Source organism: Paenibacillus auburnensis (assembly GCF_927798115.1).
GTDB lineage: Bacteria > Bacillota > Bacilli > Paenibacillales > Paenibacillaceae > Paenibacillus_AQ > Paenibacillus_AQ auburnensis.
Genome location: NZ_CAKMMG010000005.1, coordinates 324,257 through 341,295 on the forward strand (window position 1 = coordinate 324,257; position 17,039 = coordinate 341,295).

15 protein-coding genes and 1 rRNA gene are annotated in these 17,039 nt (G+C 49.1%); 5 read left to right on the forward strand and 11 right to left on the reverse strand.

All coding sequences use genetic code 11. The annotated features are described in order from the left end of the window. Positions 1–15 precede the first annotated feature (15 nt). Together L6H70_RS18845 and L6H70_RS18850 are read right to left on the reverse strand one after the other, a co-directional pair. The gene (locus tag L6H70_RS18845; protein ID WP_236335558.1) at positions 16–897 is read right to left on the reverse strand and encodes a carbohydrate ABC transporter permease; all 882 of its coding nucleotides are present in this window, start codon (positions 895–897) and stop codon (positions 16–18) included. A gap of 17 nt (positions 898–914) precedes the next feature. Next, a complete protein-coding gene (locus L6H70_RS18850) occupies positions 915–1,808 on the reverse strand; it encodes an ABC transporter permease (protein WP_232381218.1) in 894 nt (297 codons plus the stop codon). A 479-nt stretch (positions 1,809–2,287) separates the two neighbouring features. On the opposite strand from L6H70_RS18850, the gene L6H70_RS18855 reads away from it, so the two are divergent. The 5 genes from L6H70_RS18855 (at position 2,288) to L6H70_RS18875 (ending at position 8,069) form a co-directional block, all read left to right on the forward strand. Continuing rightward, positions 2,288–3,328 (forward strand): LacI family DNA-binding transcriptional regulator, encoded by a 1,041-nt coding sequence (locus L6H70_RS18855; protein ID WP_236335560.1) that lies wholly within the window; start codon positions 2,288–2,290, stop codon positions 3,326–3,328. A 46-nt stretch (positions 3,329–3,374) separates the two neighbouring features. Next, positions 3,375–4,280, forward strand: coding sequence for an ATP-grasp domain-containing protein (locus L6H70_RS18860; RefSeq protein WP_236335561.1), 906 nt, complete (start codon positions 3,375–3,377; stop codon positions 4,278–4,280). A 221-nt stretch (positions 4,281–4,501) separates the two neighbouring features. Then, complete coding sequence (locus tag L6H70_RS18865; protein WP_236335563.1) at positions 4,502–5,971, forward strand: VCBS repeat-containing protein; 1,470 nt, start codon at positions 4,502–4,504, stop codon at positions 5,969–5,971. Between the two features lie 14 nt (positions 5,972–5,985). Beyond that, positions 5,986–6,681 (forward strand): response regulator transcription factor, encoded by a 696-nt coding sequence (locus tag L6H70_RS18870; protein WP_236335564.1) that lies wholly within the window; start codon positions 5,986–5,988, stop codon positions 6,679–6,681. Further along, positions 6,675–8,069 carry a HAMP domain-containing sensor histidine kinase gene (locus L6H70_RS18875; RefSeq protein WP_341482753.1) on the forward strand — a complete coding sequence of 465 codons (1,395 nt, stop codon included), beginning with the start codon at positions 6,675–6,677 and terminating at the stop codon, positions 8,067–8,069. The genes L6H70_RS18870 and L6H70_RS18875 overlap by 7 nt, the downstream gene beginning before the upstream one ends. Before the next feature lie 25 nt (positions 8,070–8,094). Here the strand turns inward: L6H70_RS18875 and L6H70_RS18880 are convergent, their stop codons facing one another. From L6H70_RS18880 to rrf, 9 genes are all read right to left on the reverse strand, one after another. Beyond that, positions 8,095–8,688 carry a flavin reductase family protein gene (locus tag L6H70_RS18880; RefSeq protein WP_236335587.1) on the reverse strand — a complete coding sequence of 198 codons (594 nt, stop codon included), beginning with the start codon at positions 8,686–8,688 and terminating at the stop codon, positions 8,095–8,097. Between the two features lie 27 nt (positions 8,689–8,715). Next, complete coding sequence (locus tag L6H70_RS18885; protein ID WP_236335566.1) at positions 8,716–9,654, reverse strand: ring-cleaving dioxygenase; 939 nt, start codon at positions 9,652–9,654, stop codon at positions 8,716–8,718. Between the two features lie 237 nt (positions 9,655–9,891). After that, positions 9,892–10,677 (reverse strand): glycosyltransferase family 2 protein, encoded by a 786-nt coding sequence (locus tag L6H70_RS18890; RefSeq protein ID WP_236335567.1) that lies wholly within the window; start codon positions 10,675–10,677, stop codon positions 9,892–9,894. Continuing rightward, complete coding sequence (locus L6H70_RS18895; RefSeq protein ID WP_236335568.1) at positions 10,649–12,856, reverse strand: MMPL family transporter; 2,208 nt, start codon at positions 12,854–12,856, stop codon at positions 10,649–10,651. The genes L6H70_RS18890 and L6H70_RS18895 overlap by 29 nt, the downstream gene beginning before the upstream one ends. Positions 12,857–13,033: 177 nt before the next feature. Beyond that, on the reverse strand, positions 13,034–13,810 hold the full coding sequence (locus L6H70_RS18900) for an NAD-dependent epimerase/dehydratase family protein (RefSeq protein WP_236335569.1): 777 nt from the start codon (positions 13,808–13,810) through the stop codon (positions 13,034–13,036). Between the two features lie 55 nt (positions 13,811–13,865). Continuing rightward, positions 13,866–14,519, reverse strand: coding sequence for a response regulator (locus L6H70_RS18905; RefSeq protein ID WP_236335570.1), 654 nt, complete (start codon positions 14,517–14,519; stop codon positions 13,866–13,868). Positions 14,520–14,522: 3 nt separating this feature from the next. Beyond that, positions 14,523–15,713, reverse strand: a complete 1,191-nt coding sequence (locus tag L6H70_RS18910) for a sensor histidine kinase (protein ID WP_236335571.1) — start codon at positions 15,711–15,713, stop codon at positions 14,523–14,525. Between the two features lie 223 nt (positions 15,714–15,936). After that, positions 15,937–16,644: an SDR family oxidoreductase gene (locus L6H70_RS18915; RefSeq protein WP_236335572.1), complete on the reverse strand. Its 708-nt coding sequence runs from the start codon at positions 16,642–16,644 to the stop codon at positions 15,937–15,939. A gap of 278 nt (positions 16,645–16,922) precedes the next feature. Continuing rightward, positions 16,923–17,039, reverse strand: a 5S ribosomal RNA gene (gene rrf, locus L6H70_RS18920).

Below are 17,039 nucleotides of genomic sequence, written 5' to 3' on the forward strand. Positions count from 1 at the left end.
TGTGCAGTCCGCTTCCTATTTGATGGAGCCGACCATGACACCTTTCTCAAAGTACTTCTGGAAAAACGGATACATAATGATCAGCGGCAGGCTGGAGACAACGATCGCGGCATATTTGATGATTTCAGACAACCGTTTCATTTCTGCTGCAGCCAGCTGATCACTGATCATGCTGGGGTCTACCTGATTCTGGATCAGGATGGAGCGCAGAACGAGCTGCAGCGGGTGAAGATTCGGATTATCGAGATAGATCATGGCATCAAAGTACGAATTCCACTGGCCGACGAAGGCATACAGCGCAAGCACAAAGATGATCGGTTTAGAGAGCGGCAATACGATGCTGAAAAAAATCCTCATCTCCGAAGCCCCGTCCACATTGGACGCCTCCTTCAGTTCGTTCGGTACACCTTTGAAGAAGGTTCTGGACAAAATAATATTCCATACATTGACGGCCCCCGGGATAATGACAGCCCACACAGTATCCAGCAGTCCCAGATTCTTAACCAGCAGGTAAGTCGGGACAAGCCCGCCGCCGAAGAACATTGTGAACAGGAACAGGGTCATGAAAAAGCCTTTCCCCTTCATCCGGTCATCTGACAGGGCATACCCGGCGCAGACAGAGACCATTACAGTCAGAACAGCAAAGGCGGAGGCATAAAAAACAGCGTTTGCAAATCCCCGCAGCATTGCCGGATTGGTGAGGATCATCTTATAGCCTTCAGTGGACCAGTCGGAGATTCGGAACGAGATTCCTTGGCTGAGCAGAACGGACGGGTCCATGAAGGAGGCGATCACCACATAAATGAGCGGAAGAATCACAATCAGCACGGCTAGTGTTAAAAAGGCGGCGTTCAGTGCGAGCATAAAACGGTCCAGCCGCGAATGTTTTACAAACATGACTTGTTGCTCCTTTCTTAATAAAGACCTTCGCCCTCATTCAGCTTCTTCACTGTGAAGTTCACCGTTAGGAGCAGGATGACGTTGATGATTGAGTTAAACAGCCCCACTGCAGCTGAGTAAGCATAGTCGCCTGACTGCAGGCCGATTTTGTAAACATAGGTCGGGATAATCTCCGAGGTTGGCAGGTTCGTGGCCGTCTGCATCAGATAAGCCTTTTCAAATCCGATCGACATGATACCGCCCGCGGCAAGGATGAATACAATGGCCATAATCGGCCGGATGGTCGGAAGATCGATATGACGGATTCTTTGCAGAAGGTTCGCGCCGTCTAAGTTTGCTGCATTATGTAACTCAGGGTCCACATTGGCCAGCGCCGCGACATAGATGATGGAAGCCCAGCCCGCACCCGTCCATATATCAGACAGAATATAAATCCAGCGGAAATATTCCGGCCGCGACATAAACATTACCGGTTCACCTGTTATCCAGCTAAACAGCTGGTTAATCGGTCCTGTCGGAGATAAGAAAATGAACAGCATACCCACCACGACAACGACGGATATGAAGTTAGGGGCATACAGGAACAGCTGGATGTTCTTTTTCACTCCGGCCCGGCGGACCTGATTGAGCATTAGCGCAAGCAGAATAGGAACAGGGAAGCTCAGAATCAGTCCGAAAAAACTCAATTTAAGCGTATTCATAAAAATAACTTCGAAGTTCGGGGAAGACAGGAATTTCTCAAAGTTGTACAACCCCACCCATTCACTGCCCAGAATACCTTTGATCGGGCTGAAATCCTTAAAGGCGATAATCGCACCATACATAGGACCATATTTAAAAATTAAGGTCAGGATCAGCGCCGGTGACAGCATTAAATACAGGAAATAATGCTTCTTGAAATATTCCATCAGGGAACTCTTCCGTCCCGCCGCCAGTTTTCTGTGATTCACTTGTATTGAGTTTTGCAATGCCTTTACCTCCATTCTTTACATGGTTTATAGTTCACTGCTTCAGGGACACCACTAAAAAGGCTTACATTTTGGCGCATATGCCCTCTGGTTCTTTTACAATTTAACAAAGACCGCTAGATCAGTCAATACATTTTGTAAAAATAAATTTGTTCATTTGACTATTAATTTGTTTGTAAATGGCTTGATTAGTTTGTCAAAACTCATGAAAACCTTATTCATAGTACAAAAAGGCCCTTGTTTCAACCTAATACACTCATAATAACTGCTATTCAAGATAGTACTAGCAAACATTAACAATAAATAATGTAAACTAAATTGTGCATTTGTAAAATTGAGATTGCTATTTTGAGAAAACTATTATACATTTAAGGGAGTAAAACGAAGAGAATCAATATTATAGAGGTGAACCTACATATATGGCACGGGGAAAAGTAACGATACAAGATATCGCCGATGCGCTGGGGATCTCCAGAAACACGGCCTCCAAAGCTTTGAACGGAACCGAAGGCCTGCCTGAAGAAACCCGAAACAAAGTCATCAAGAAGGCGATTGAGTTAAAGTATAAACAATTTTCTTTGATAGAACCGGAAACGGTTCTGCCAAAGAGCTCCCGCAATATCGCTTTATTAACTGAAAATCTGCCCAACACCTCCCACTTTGGATCAACGTTGATCAGCGGCCTGGAGAAGCGGATCAGTGCTGAGGGATATAATCTATCCATTCATATCATCCGGGAGATCGACCAGAAATCGCTGTCTCTTCCGAATAATTTCGACGTTTCCAATGTAGACGGGATTATATGTATCGAGCTGTTTAACTTGGCCTACAGTAATCTCATAACTAGTCTTGGGATTCCGACGATTTTCATCGACTGCTCTGCACATGTCTGTTACCCTGAATTCCAGGCGGATGTCCTGTTAATGGAGAACGAAAACAGTACGTATCAGGTTACCAAGAAGCTAATTGATGGCGGTTACACTACATTGGGGTTCATTGGGGATTACAATCATTGCCGGAGCTTTAATGAGCGGTGGGTGGGGTTTAACCGCGCGCTGACCGAGGCCGGAATCCGGCTTGATCCTGCACAGTGTGTTCTGGATGAGGATGATCTTTTTTTCGCCAGCCAAGGCTGGGCGGAAGAGAAGCTGAACGGCATCGCGGAGCTCCCGTCCGCTTTTGTATGCGCGAACGATTTTATCGCTGTGAATTTTATGAAATCGCTTAAGAATCTGAATCATTCTATTCCCGGCGATATTGTCGTTTGCGGATTTGATAATGGTCCGGAATCGAAAATTATTGAGCCGCACCTGACCACCGTTCATATCTACAGCAATGAAATGGGTGTCAAAGCTGCCGAAATGCTGCTGTCCCGGATCAATACTCCAGACCAGCCATATCAGGTCTCTCATATCTATACGAAACCGGTCTACAGAGCATCTACAGCGGATCTTAAGTAAGAGCTGGAATGGATGATAACCTGCTTTCGAGATGAGGGGGATTGTGATGAGAGTTATTTTCTGCCGGGACCCGCTGGATGCTAAACGGGTGGATATGGATTACGAAGCTGAATGGCACGGGGCGCAGGCTGCCGGCTTCAAGACGGAGCTGCTGTCGCTGGAAGACCTGCTGGAGGGCGAGGCTGTCCGGTCAATCCGGCAGATTGCGCCGGCACTTCCCAGGGAATCTGCCGTCTACCGGGGCTGGATGATGAAGCCGGAGCATTATGAGCAACTCTACTATGCACTCCTATCGAAGAATATTGAACTCATTAATGATCCTTCTGCTTATGCTCACTGCCATTACCTGCCCTATTCCTATTCGTTAATCGCCTCCATGACCCCGCGTACGGTTTGGCGCACAAGTCCGGGTGAGCCGGAAGGCTGGACGGAGCTGTTCGCACAAATTGCCGTCTTCGGCCAATCTCCTTTAATTGTTAAGGACTATGTGAAGTCCAGAAAACATGAATGGTCTGATGCATGCTATATTCCTGATGCTTCAGACCACGAAAACGTACGGCGTGTAGTATCCAACTTCGTGGAGAGACAGGGGGACGGGCTGAGCGAAGGCATCGTTCTCCGTGAATTCGTACCTTTGGAGTACTTGCAGACACACGATAAAAGTGGGATGCCGCTTTCCAAGGAGTACCGGATATTTTTCCTGGATCAGCAGATCATAGCTTTTCTGAATTACTGGGATGATGCGGCATATGACGAGGAGCAGCCGGAGCTGACCCCCTTCAGGGACATCGCCCGGACGATTACAAGCCGCTTCTTCACCATGGACATCGCCAAAACATCAGAGGGCCGCTGGATTATTGTTGAACTGGGGGACGGTGGAGTTTCCGGTCTGCCTGTGCAAATGGATGTCAGCGCATTTTATGAGAAGTTAATGGATGCTACTAACGGCTGATCCCGCCCTATATAATAGTAATACTCATGCCCGCCTTGGCTTAGCCACAGGCGGTTTCCGCATTTATATAGTGCGCCATCTCTACCCTTTCAATCTCCAATTAACCAGCTATCCTCCTATCATATCAGCCGCGGCAAGGCTTCGCCTTTACCATTTTGCAACTACTTTGCCGGCAGGTTGGGATATACTAGCCACAGATGAACCAAAGGAGATTATAACTTATGAATAAATCTGCTTTAAGCGCCCTTCTCTTCTTAACCTTAATAGCCTCAGGCTGCGGTGCCCCCAAGGCTCCCAGTGATTTGCTCCGGGCCCCCTCACAGGGCAGCGCCGATGGGACCATTACCAGTGTCGTGAAATCTTTTCTCCCGGCGAATGCCCACCTGACAGTCCCCGTCCATTCCGAATCCGGCAGCGCCATCCAGCTCCAGGATCTCGACAAAGACGGCCAGAATGAGATTCTGGCCTTTTATAAAACAGACAAAACCGATTATGAGATCAATACGCTTGTCCTTAAGCAAACCGGCGGGGACTGGAACAAGCTGACCACAATTACCGGGGTGGGCAGCCAGCTGGATTATGTACAGTTTGCTGATGTTACTGCAGATGGGCAGACGGATATGCTGCTGGGTTTCAGCGGCGGCCAGGGACTCAGCAACGAGCTGTCTGTCTACAGTCTGAATAGCGGCGTGCTGACCGAAGTACTTAAGCAGGCGTATGACTATTTGGTGGTCGGCGATCTGACAGGGGAGAGAAAGACTGATATCGCCCTGTTCCAGACAACCTTTACAACGGACATGCAGCCGGTTGCCCGCCTGCAATTATTCCGGCTGGGCGGGGGCAAGCAGCAGATCCTTGCCGACCAGACGCTTGACGGGGCTGTGATTCAGGCTGTATTCGCTAAGGCGGCGCCAGCCGCCAGCGCATTGTTCGTAGATATGGCTATTGGTGCACATTCTTCCTATACCCTGCTGCTGACTTGGGAAAATGGTAAATTTATTGATATACTGGCAGCAGATGATTATCATCATGCAGAGCTTGCGGACAGCAAAGATATTACACTGACACCCTTTACTCCCGGCCCAGGCGGTAAACTGGGCGAGAACAATATGGCGATCAAGGATTACCCGCTGTACAGCTCGGACGCGAACGGTGACGGTATTGTTGAGGTCGGATTCCTTGTTCCGCCTGCCGGAACAGAGAGCATGGCTCCGCTGGCCACCCCGTTTATCACCAAATATTATCAGTGGGACGGACAATCGGGTCTGAAGTTCACGGAAGAGAAGTTCGACAGATGGGGCTTCAATTTCTCTATCCCGCAGAACTGGAGAGGGAAATACACGCTTGAGATTGCCGGGGAATCTCCTGCCCCATGGGAGAGTATCAGCTTTATCTACCATGATCACGCATCCGGAAAAGAAGCTGCACTGCTCGAACTGCGCCTGCTCACTAAGCAGAACTGGCAGGCCGCAGAAGCCGTACTGAAGGCGAAGAACAGATCCTATCAGCTGCTCTATGAGCTTCAGAATACAGAGGATACTACGGCACCGACGGTGCTCGTTGCAGTGCTGCCGCCGGCGGATGTCGCCGGTAAGCTGAGCGGTGCTTCCCTTACGGAGTATAACCAGCTTAAGTTATCGGTTACGAAAGTCCGGCAGCTGGCCGGCACACCGCAGCAGCCTTTGCAATAACAAGGAGGGTCTCCATGAAGGTGCTGGTATTGGAAGATGAAAAGCCTATACGTGATTTTCTTCAGGTGAATCTGAAGCGTGCAGGCTTTGAGGTTGCCGAAGCAGCCACTGGCGAAGCCGCCTTGGCTGCCGCCCGGGAGCAGCGGGATTTTGACATCGCTATTCTGGATCTGATGCTTCCCGGGATCAGCGGATTTGAGGTATGCGCACACCTGCGCAGGGAATTCCCCCGGCTCGGAATTATTATGCTGACTGCCAAGAGCCAGGAAATCGATAAAGTAATGGGGCTGGATTCCGGTGCCGATGATTATGTAATCAAGCCCTTCAGCCCGGTTGAATTGCTGGCCCGGGTCCGGTCATTATACCGGCGGATGTATCCGGGGGAAGAGGTACTTCAGGAGAACAGCATCCAGCTCCCCCCCTTTACCCTTATGCTTGATGAACGGAAATTACTGAAGAATACGGTTGAGATTCCTTTAACCCCTACAGAATTCTCCATTGTCCGGCTGCTCATGGAGCAGCCTAACAAGGCGATGAACCGGGATGATATTCTGACCTCGGTCTGGGGGCAGTATTTCATGGGGGAGCTTAAGATCGTTGATGTAAATATCAGCCGGATCCGGCAAAAGATCGGCCAAGACGCCTCCGGGCCGCAATATCTGGAGACGGTGTGGGGATTCGGCTATCTATGGAGGGTACAACATTGCTGAAAGGTATCAGGTCCCGGCTTATACTCTATATTACTATTGTCCTGCTCCTGATCGTTCTGCTGCTGGAAGGGGTGTTTATTGTGGCTGTCCACTACTTTTATCTGGGCAGTGCGATGGAGACACTCTCCTCACGGGCCACGACCTCCGCTACCTTTTTCAATAAGTATCTGGAAGGCTATTCGATCAATGAGCGGGCCCGGTATATTCTGGAGAATCTCTCCCCTGAAGAGAGCAGCAAGGTTGAGGTGCTTAACACTGCCGGGAATGTCATAATCAACTCTTTCGGCTTCTCCAGCTCGGAGCTGATCGAAACACCTGACGTCAAATCTGCTCTAGCCGGCGGTAAAGGAAGCTACCAGAGCCTCACGCCGGTGAACGGTGAACGGATAATGGCTGTGTCCATCCCCTTAAAGGAATCCGGAATGAATATCGGTGTGCTTCGCTACTCTATTTCTGCAGAGCCTCTATACCACGTGATCCTCAAAATCGTGCTGAATGCGGTATGGGTTGGGCTGCTTGTCATCCTGTTCGGCTTCGTGCTCAGCCTGCTTATCGCCAAGCGCATCGTAGGCCCGATTCAGCAGCTAACCTCAGTAGCCAAAGAAATGGCTACCGGGAACTTTGCAGCCAAGGCGGCGAAGCAGCATGACGATGAGATCGGCACGCTTGCGGTCACACTCAATTACATGTCTGAGGAAATCCTCAAGAGCGAAAAAATCAAATACGACTTCATCTCTTCCGTCACGCATGAGCTTCGTACTCCCCTAACCTCAATTAAAGGTTGGGGCGAGACACTGCTAATGGGTGATTTGTCCGATAAAAAAGAGACCCTGCAGGGTCTCGAGGTAATGACTGGAGAAACGGACCGGCTAATCGGCCTGGTGGAGGATCTGCTCGATTTCTCCAAATTCCAGGCCGGCGAGATTACTGTTGAGCTTCAGCCGTATGATCTTAGAGGACTGCTTGAGGATCTGCTGCTGCAGTTCAGATACCGCGGGCAGACGAAGCAAATCCGGCTCTACGCGGATATTCCCGATCAGCCCTTGCCGGTCGACGGCGACTTCAACCGGCTGAAGCAGGTATTTGTCAATCTGCTGGACAATGCCTTCAAGTTCACTCCGGCAGAGGGAGCAGTGCGTATTAAAGCGATCAGCCAGGATGCGCTGATTGTTATCACGGTATCGGATAACGGTGAGGGTATTGAGTCGGCTGATCTGGACAAGCTGGGCACTAAATTCTTCAAAGGGAAATCACGCCAGTCGGGAAGCGGTCTGGGTCTGGCGATCTGCAAGGAAATCATCGGACTGCATGGCGGCAGTCTGCGCATCGAGAGTGAATTCACCAAAGGAACTTCCGTCATTGTAGAGCTGCCGCGTTATCAGGTTTAGCAGCGGACAGCTCTAGGCACAGCATTTAAACAGGCCGTTCAATCGTAAAAATCTCACCAATGGCAGCATAGTTATTACCCGCTAAACGGCTTACCGCCGCTAATTGAACCGGGTCGATTCTGCCCTGGTCGTAGATGGCCTCGTCAATGTGAAATTGAACGACCTTGCCGATGATCAGCTCAAACCCGGGGAATTCCACCGCCTGTTCCAGTCTGCACTCCATACGGACTTTGGCTTCCCTGACCCCTGGTACGGCAATCACGGAGCTGTCCACCGGCGTTAAACCGGCTAATGAAATCTCACTTTGATCGGGTGCAAGGGGAGCGGCGGTCATATTGACCTGCTCCACATTTTGCCGGTCCACGATGTGTACAACAAATTCCTTGGTGTCCAATATGTTTCTTGCCGTATCCTTCGGTTTGCCCGCTGAATGCTGGATAGATAATGAAATCATCGGCGGATTCGAAGAGACAATATTGAAATAGCTGAATGGCGCACCGTTCAGAACCCCCTCCTCCGACACGGTCGTTACAAAAGCAATCGGTCTCGGGATAATAGTTCCCACCAGCAGTTTATAGTTGTCTCTCTCCGTATTCGTTAACGGATCAATTGCAATCACGTCGATCATCCCTTTCTTAATAGCGGTTTAGTCCAGCTCTCTTACTTGGAACGGAAGCAGGATCTGTTCAATCTTGTCTCTGTGCGGCTCATACTGTGCAGGCAGCATCAGGCGGGAGCCCATCGTTTCCGGCGATTCATCGTGAGCAAAGCCTGGAGGATCGGTGGCGATTTCGAACAATATCTCTCCGTGCTCTCTAAAGTAAATCGCGTTAAAATAATTCCGGTCCTGCACCGGGGTTACTCCATATCCATTATCGTGCACATAGTTCTGCCATTCCAGCTGATCCTGGTCGTCTTTGGCTCTCCAGGCGATATGATGCACCGTTCCGACACCCATTTCTCCACGCTCTACCGCAGTCAGTTTGAGATCAATCACGTTCCCGAGATCGGCTGCAGATTGATAACGTGCGATATCATCCTCTTTGCCGATGAACGTCAGTCCCAGTACCTTCTCTAACAGCTCAGCTGTTGCATCCGGTTGAGTGGACAACAGTGTGGCACCACCGAAGCCTTTGATCGCAACCTCTGGCGTAACTCCCCCAAAATTCCAGGAGTTGAGGTCACCGGCCTCCCGTTCCACCAATTCTAAATGCAGCCCGTGCGGGTCGTCAAATTCAAGCACCTGTTCCCCAAAGCGTTCCATTTCCGTAAAAGCAACCTTAAACTTCGCAAGTCTCTCTTTCCAAAAAGCCATGGCCCCCACCGGAATGCTGTAAGTCGTTACGCCGACTTGGCCTCCGCCGATCTTTCCCGGATAAGCATCCGGCCAAGGGAAGAACGTAATAATCGTGCCCGGCTTCCCGCCGTCATTGCCGAAATAAAAGTGATACGTACCCGGATCATCAAAATTAACCGTTTGTTTGACCAGACGCAGTCCAAGTACCCCCGCGTAAAAATCCATATTTTCCTGAGGGTGCCCGACAATCGCCGTAATATGATGAATCCCCATCGTTTGCTTAGTCATTAGAATCGACTCCTTTATGTTATTAGTTTGGTTTAAGAAAAAGATGTTAAACAATACTATTCTTTAAAGATTCTTAACATTAAGATATTAGCTTCAAAATTATCTTTAAATTAAGATATTTCCTGATATCAATGTACTAACTTTTCGGAAGAAAGTCAAGGCTTATCAGAATAAAAAAGTTCAAACATACTAAAAGTCCTGATAATCAAGGGGTTCTTGATTATCAGGACTGCATGTTTAACCTTTAATCTGATACATACTCCCTCTTTTTTTGAGCCAGCCAATCACCATGGCATCTATGAATCCTGCATATGCACCTTTCAGAACACCATATTTAGATACTCCGTATTTCCGCTCATGATGGGTAACTGATACCTCAATGACAGAGAATCCATTCATCTTGGCCAGAGTCGGCAGGAAACGGTGCATTCCGTTGTATAGATGGAAGCTGTCGGCCACCTCCCTGGTAAAGAGCTTTAGGGGACAACCTGCGTCATATACCGCTTCTCCAGTGATCCAATTGCGGACTCTATCTCCGGTACGTGAGGATATTACCTTAAGTCTGGTATCTTTACGCACCAAGCGTCTTCCGTTTACAAAATCAATCTTTCCGATAAACGGCATCAGTTTGAAGATATCACGGGGATCTGTCTGCAGGTCGGCATCCATTAAGGCGATCAGTTCGCCCTTGGAACTCTTTATTCCAGCTGAAATTGCCGCTGTCTGCCCGTAATTTTTTTTGAAATGAATAACTCTTACCGCTGAATCCATCCGGACAATCTCGTTCAGCAGTAGAGAACTCCGGTCCTTGCTTCCGTCATTCACCAGCACGATTTCGTAATTTTCAATCTTTCCTTTCAAGGCGTCAGTGACACTCAAGTAAAGATTATATATATTTCCCTCTTCGTTATAGACAGGCACGACGACTGAAAGACGGATCATAGGAAACACCTCAATTTCTAGAAATCTCCGTTCCGTTACCCAGCTCGAATTTTCAGCCGAGACGTCTAACTTTGGTGTCATTCTTTATTTCCAGCCGCTTCTTCTCCACTTCCTCCATCACTCCCTCACCTTCCACATCGAGATTCGGGAGCAAGCGGTCCAGCCACTTCGGAAAATACCAGGCTGATTTCCCGAGCAGCGTCATCACGCCAGGAACAATGAGCATCCGGACGACAAAAGCGTCAAACAGAACACCAAAGGCGAGCGCCAGCCCCATAACCTTAACCATAGGCTCCTCTGCCAGAACAAATCCTGTAAACACGGCAACCATGATTAGTCCTGCTGCCGTTACCACTCCACCGCTGTGGTGTATACCGGCAAGAACCGACTTTTTGGCATCTCCGCTCTTCCTGAACTCCTCACGCATCCGGCTGACCAGGAAGACTTCGTAGTCCATCGCCAGACCGAACAGTACACCGACTACAATGATCGGCAGGAAATTAAAGACCGGTGCTTTCGCATAAAAGTGGAACAGATTCTGAAAATGCCCGTCTTGAACAACATAGGTAACGAATCCTAAGGTTGCACCGAGCGACAGGATAAATCCGAGCACTGCCTTGATTGGAACCAGAATCGAACGGAACACCAGCATAAGCAGCACAAAGGCCAGGCCGACAATGATCAGGCAGAACTTAGGCAAGGCCTGATTCAGTTTCTGGGTAATATCGATATTGACAGCAGTGCTGCCGGTTACACCAATCTTGACGTGATCCTGCTGCTCTATTTCCGGTGCCTTATCACGAATCAGATGGACTAGGTCTATCGTTTCGGAATCATTGGGTCCTGTTGCCGGCATGACGGTAATCAGCGGTACTTTTCCAGATGGGCCAGTGACCGCCGGGTTTACCGCAATAACGTTGGGATAGGTTTTCACTTCATTAATTACTTTTGTGAGATTAGCCGCAGCTTCCTGGCCGCCATCCGTTTCAGCTAGAATGACTAGCGGTCCGTGGTAACCCTCCCCGTAAGCTTCGGACAGAAGATCATAGGCCCGGCGTTCGGTCTTATCCGGTGATTTATGCCCGTCATTTCCAAGTCCCGTCTCCATGTGGAAGAACGGCAGGGCAATGGTCCCTAGCAGTGCTACACCCAGTACAACAGCCACTAAAGGTTGACCGGTAACAAATCTTCCCCATACATTGCCGCGTTTTGCCGCCTTTTGATTACTTCCTGTGCCTTTGGCACGCTTGGCTGGCGCTTTAATCTTGCCCCCCAGCAACTCCAGAATCGCCGGAACGACGAATATGGTTAGGAGTATTGCGGTGAAGACAGTAAGCGCACCTGCTATACCCATCGCGGTAAGAAACGGTACTCCAACAAAAGAAAATCCGATTAGCGCGATGATAACGGTCACTCCTGCAAACACTACTGCACTCCCGGCCGTTCCGTTCGCGATGGCAATCGCTTCCCGTCTTTCATAACCTTCAGCAAGCTGCTGGCGGTATCTGGCGATAATGAACAGTGCATAATCGATACCTACAGCCAGTCCAAGCATACCGGCCAGCGATAAAGCAAATGAAGGAATATCGAACAGGCTTGTTCCGATGATAATCAGCATGATCCCAAAGCCAATGCCCAATGCCGCCGTCAGGATCGGAAGAACGCCGGTAAGGATAGAACCCAGTGCAACCGCAAGGATGACCAGTGCCAGCAGTACCCCGAGCCCTTCGGTCGGGCTGCTGGTTGCCATTTTCACAAAGCCGTCCCCGATCAGTTCGGCCTGCCACCCGGCATCCCGTAGGGTGTCCGCAACCTGAATTACTGTGTCTTTCGAAGCCTCGGTGACATCTGCACCCGGCACTTTATAATTGATGGTGGCATAGCCAATCGTGCTGTCTGCATTGAGTGAATGGTTATCATACGGGCTGACAACCGAAGCCACCTCCGGATCTGCTGCCACCTTTTTAAGCTGCGTGCCAATTAGCTGCTGAGCTGCGTCGGAAGCTAATGTTTCATTATCCGGAGCTTTCAGTACAAGCTGGGTAGTACCGAGGTCACCCTGCGGGTTGGGAAATTCCTTCTCCATAACCTCCAGTGTTTTTTGCGAGGCCAGCCCGGGAATGCTGGTCTCCTCTCCAAAATGGATTCCCATAGACAGTGCCACAATAGCTGCTACTACTAACAGAGTAAAGCTTCCTATTAGGACCTTAATCCGGTTCTTTGCCGACCAGAATCCCAGCCGGTACAATAATTTTGACATCTCAGTATCGTCTCCTCTTTATTGTGTTTTCTATGCCTTTATCTTATAGAACCGGGGGCCTGCCGCCATCGTCCGAACGGGCGGGGCATCTTTGCCCTTTCGGGCAGCCCTTTAGACACAAAAAAAAGAGCCCCACAATGTAGGGCCCTGCATCAATGCTTATTCTATAGCTCCTTGTTACAGCTTCTGTCCTCCCTGATAGGCGGTTTCATCCTGACGTACCTTCCAGCCCGCGGCCTTCGCCTGTTCAAGCAGCTCAGTTCCGTCATCCAGCGGCTTATATCCGATCAATGCTTCCAAATAATCGATATTGTAGTAATTGTCACTATTGGCTGACGTGCCATACAGATTCAAATACGGCATTCGCTCATCTGCTTCGATACAGCAAATAACCAGCTGCAGCATGTCTCGCTCCGAGATCCAAATATGCCCTGCACGCTCCGAATGAGGACGGTCATCTCCCGGAAAGTTGCCGATGCGGATATTGAAGGACGAGATTTTGCCCTGATCCGCATATAGACGGCCAAGCAACTCGATATAGCATTTACTCAGCCCGTAAAAGCTATCCGGACGGTAAGGGTCCAGCGGATCTGGCTTCTCATCCGTCTTGTAGAATCCAGTCGCATGGTTGGAGCTGGCGAATACAATGCGTTTCACCCCGTTTTGCACCGCAGCTTCGAATAGCTTGTACGCACCGCTCACATTTCCCGGCAGCACCTTGCCGAGAAAATCCTCCTCATCCTTAATCGAGGAAAAATGGAGCACGGTATCAACATTCTGCGTCAGCTCAGCCAGCCTTGCATCATCCGTAATGTCCAATTCCAGGATCTCTTGCCTGTCGTCCGCCTGAATATCCGCCCCGCTAACCTCATAGCGTCCATCTTCTTTAAGACCCTGATAGATCACATTGCCTATTCTGCCAGCCGCACCTGTTATAAGCAGTTTGCGTTTCATTATCGCAAGCTCCTTCCCCGTCCGTGGATTAATCGCAATGTTAGTTATTACCCGGTTACATCTGTATAATCCCACGCTCCATAGCAGCAGCCACTGCCTGTGACCGGGAATCCACTCCAAGTTTATTATAAATACTTGTTAGATGAGCTTTTACCGTCCGTTCTGAAATCCCTATGTCATAGGCAATTTCTTTACTCTTGAATCCCCGGGCGACGCTCTGCAGAATTTGCACCTCTTTATCGCTCAACAGGGAACTCGCCCCCTTAACCGGTATAGGGCTCCTCTGGTACTCACGGGCGGCAATTACCTTTTCCATGATCTCTGCTGACAGTAAAGTCTCCCCTCTCACTGCCGATTCAATATTTCTGAACAGATTCTCCCGGCTTGTATCCTTCAGCAGATAACCTCTCGCCCCCAAGGCAAGACCATTAATCATTAATTCATCCTCATTATAGGTCGTCAAAATAATTACCGGTACAGATATATCCCTCTCTCTCAGTATCTGCATCGCTTCCAGTCCGCTCATCACCGGCATATTTAAATCCATCAGGATCACATCCGGCTGCACCTCATCAATCAGACTTAGCGCCTGCTGTCCATTCTCTGCTTCCCCGGCAATCTGAAACTGTTCACTTGTCTCCAGGATCAGCTTTAAGCCTTGCCGGACAACGAAATGATCGTCTACGATCAGGATTCTATATTGGGTCATCGTTTATTCTCCCTCGGTGAATAATGCTTCGATTGTAATGCTTGTCCCTTCCTGGCTACTGTCAACCTCCATTTTGCCTCCAATCAGCCGGACCCGTTCCTGAAGCCCCAAAAGACCATAATGTCCGGGCTCCTTCCCAATAGCATTCGCGCTGAACCCGATTCCATTGTCTCTGATCACTATCCTCAACCGGCCGTTCTGGTCAGACACACTCACCCACACCTTGTCCGCCTGGGCATGCCGGGCAATATTGGTAAGGCACTCCTTAACCATGTGCAGACCGTGTTCCATTAACATCCTGGACAAGCGTTTCGTGAGCTGCAGCTGAGTTACTGCGTCGATACCGGTCGCGTCTTTAAAATGCTGCACTTCAGCCTCAACGGATTCCCTGAAATCCAGTTCAAAGGCCGACTTCAACCGCAGATTATCAATGGCCAGCCGTGCTTCCGCCAGCGTCCGGCGGGCCTGCTTCATCGACAGTCTGATGATTTCCTGCGTTCGCTCCGTACGGCCTTGCGTCAAATGGGCATCCGCAGCTTCAAGCTGCATAATCAGCCCTGCTACTCCCTGTGCCAGCGTATCATGCAGATCGCGGGCCATACGTTGACGTTCACCCGCAAGGGTCAGCTCCTCTACCTTCATATGCGCTTCCTTAAGATCACGCAGGAAATTCTGAATCCGGAGCCGTTCCTGAACCTGCTGAAAGAACAATAGGGCATAGGCCACTACAACAATCAGCATCAATGCAAAAAAGGGAAGGATGAAGACCACTTCATCCGTATCGCTTAAAGTAAGAGCAGCATCAAAAAACAGCACCAAACATATCACTGACACAAAAAAAACATTTCTGATCCGGTACGAAAAGGCTAAGCTTTGCGCAACTAATACCGGAAGTAGCCCGATTAATACAGCCTGATAACCATCCGGCAGCAGAATTGCACATAGATAGATTAGAACACCCTGCACAGCAAAGTGCAGCCAGAATTGTTTATTGGATATCCGGTAAAAATTCCAGTGCAGCAGAACATGGACCGTAAATAAACCGGTGAACACTAAACTTCTCAATATTTGAGGCTCATGAATGAACTGCATCAGTATGGCCGCTACATAAACGACCGACACCCAGATCAGAACGGTCACTCTGGATTCGAATAATTCATTCATTAACACCAGTCCGTCTTTTTTTTCTTTCACTTGGCCGCCCTCCTTATGTTCTATTATAAGGATTTATGCTCTGTGTTCATATGTACGAAGGTACATGTACCTTCGTACATCCAGGGCTGTCATCCATCAGTTAAGTTCCGGCATTTCGGCAAAAAAACAGCAAAAAGCCGGCATTCAAAGAATACCGGCTTAGTTTGAATCAGACTCTATTTTCAATAATCACATAAACAATAGTCCTGTTCAATCTGTTGAATTACCATGGAAGCTCATTATCCATATAAAAGAAACCGCCTGTTGGACCGTCCGCTGGCAGAGTTGCATACTGAACAGCTGTCCGTGCACCTTCTTCAGGTGACAATTCAGCCTTCTCTCCGCCCATACGGGTCTTTACCAAACCTGGATGTACAGTATTAATCTTCAGATTCGTCCCCTCGTACTTCTTCGCCCAATAGACAGTCAGCATATTGAGTGCCGCCTTGGACGCTGCATAAGCAGGCGTAGCAAGCCGTTGTGCGAGCTCATTGCTCAGCAGGAACTGAATCGACCCTAAGGCACTGCTCTGGTTTACAATTCTGCCTGCATCGCTCTCCAACAGCAGCGGCAGCAAAGCTTCGGTGATGTGATACGGCGCAAATGTATTGACCTCGAAAGTAGTTTCAAAAGCACCCTCGACTTTCGACGGCTCCGCCCAGATCCCAGCGTTATTTACCAGAATATCAAGCTTACCGTATTCCTCGCCGATCCATTTAGCCAAGGCGGCGATATGCTCACCATTGGTCACCTCAAGCTCTACACCTAAGGCATCAATCCCCAGTTCCTTCAACTGGCCGGCTGCTGAATCAGCATCAGCCTTAGTACGTGCCGACACCAATACCGTAATTCCCTGTTCTCCTAATTGTTTTGCGACTTCAAAACCGATCCCTTTGCTGGCTCCTGTTACTAATGCGATTTTTTTACTCATCATAATTCCTCCTTATTTTTGAGACCGACCATTCTAATTACTTCAAAAAAATAACCTATTGTCAGCGGAACTCCCTGATATTTGTGAACGATCGTTCTAGTATTACCATCCTTCTGTTCACTTTCCTGACTATGGTGAAAGCTTAACATAATGAGAACGATCAGTAAAGTATTATTTTACCGATCGTTCTCATTATATAATTCCTGCTTGTTCAATGTTTTCAATCAATATACGACACAGAAACAAAAAAAGCATCCCCTAGGGGATGCTCTCAAAGTGCTTGGCGGCGTCCTACTCTCCCAGGACCCTTCGGTCCAAGTACCATCGGCGCTGGAAGGCTTAACGGTCGTGTTCGGGATGGGTACGCGTGGAACCCTTCCGCTATCGCCACCAAA

Excerpts from the sequence above, each read along its gene's own strand:
- L6H70_RS18845 (WP_236335558.1), bottom strand. The coding sequence starts at position 897 with ATGTTTGTAAAACATTCGCGGCTGGACCGTTTTATGCTCGCACTGAAC.
- L6H70_RS18850 (WP_232381218.1), bottom strand. The coding sequence starts at position 1,808 with ATGGAATATTTCAAGAAGCATTATTTCCTGTATTTAATGCTGTCACCG.
- L6H70_RS18855 (WP_236335560.1), top strand. The coding sequence starts at position 2,288 with ATGGCACGGGGAAAAGTAACGATACAAGATATCGCCGATGCGCTGGGG.
- L6H70_RS18860 (WP_236335561.1), top strand. The coding sequence starts at position 3,375 with ATGAGAGTTATTTTCTGCCGGGACCCGCTGGATGCTAAACGGGTGGAT.
- L6H70_RS18865 (WP_236335563.1), top strand. The coding sequence starts at position 4,502 with ATGAATAAATCTGCTTTAAGCGCCCTTCTCTTCTTAACCTTAATAGCC.
- L6H70_RS18870 (WP_236335564.1), top strand. The coding sequence starts at position 5,986 with ATGAAGGTGCTGGTATTGGAAGATGAAAAGCCTATACGTGATTTTCTT.
- L6H70_RS18885 (WP_236335566.1), bottom strand. The coding sequence starts at position 9,654 with ATGACTAAGCAAACGATGGGGATTCATCATATTACGGCGATTGTCGGG.
- L6H70_RS18890 (WP_236335567.1), bottom strand. The coding sequence starts at position 10,677 with ATGACACCAAAGTTAGACGTCTCGGCTGAAAATTCGAGCTGGGTAACG.
- L6H70_RS18895 (WP_236335568.1), bottom strand. The coding sequence starts at position 12,856 with ATGTCAAAATTATTGTACCGGCTGGGATTCTGGTCGGCAAAGAACCGG.
- L6H70_RS18900 (WP_236335569.1), bottom strand. The coding sequence starts at position 13,810 with ATGAAACGCAAACTGCTTATAACAGGTGCGGCTGGCAGAATAGGCAAT.
- L6H70_RS18905 (WP_236335570.1), bottom strand. The coding sequence starts at position 14,519 with ATGACCCAATATAGAATCCTGATCGTAGACGATCATTTCGTTGTCCGG.
- L6H70_RS18915 (WP_236335572.1), bottom strand. The coding sequence starts at position 16,644 with ATGAGTAAAAAAATCGCATTAGTAACAGGAGCCAGCAAAGGGATCGGT.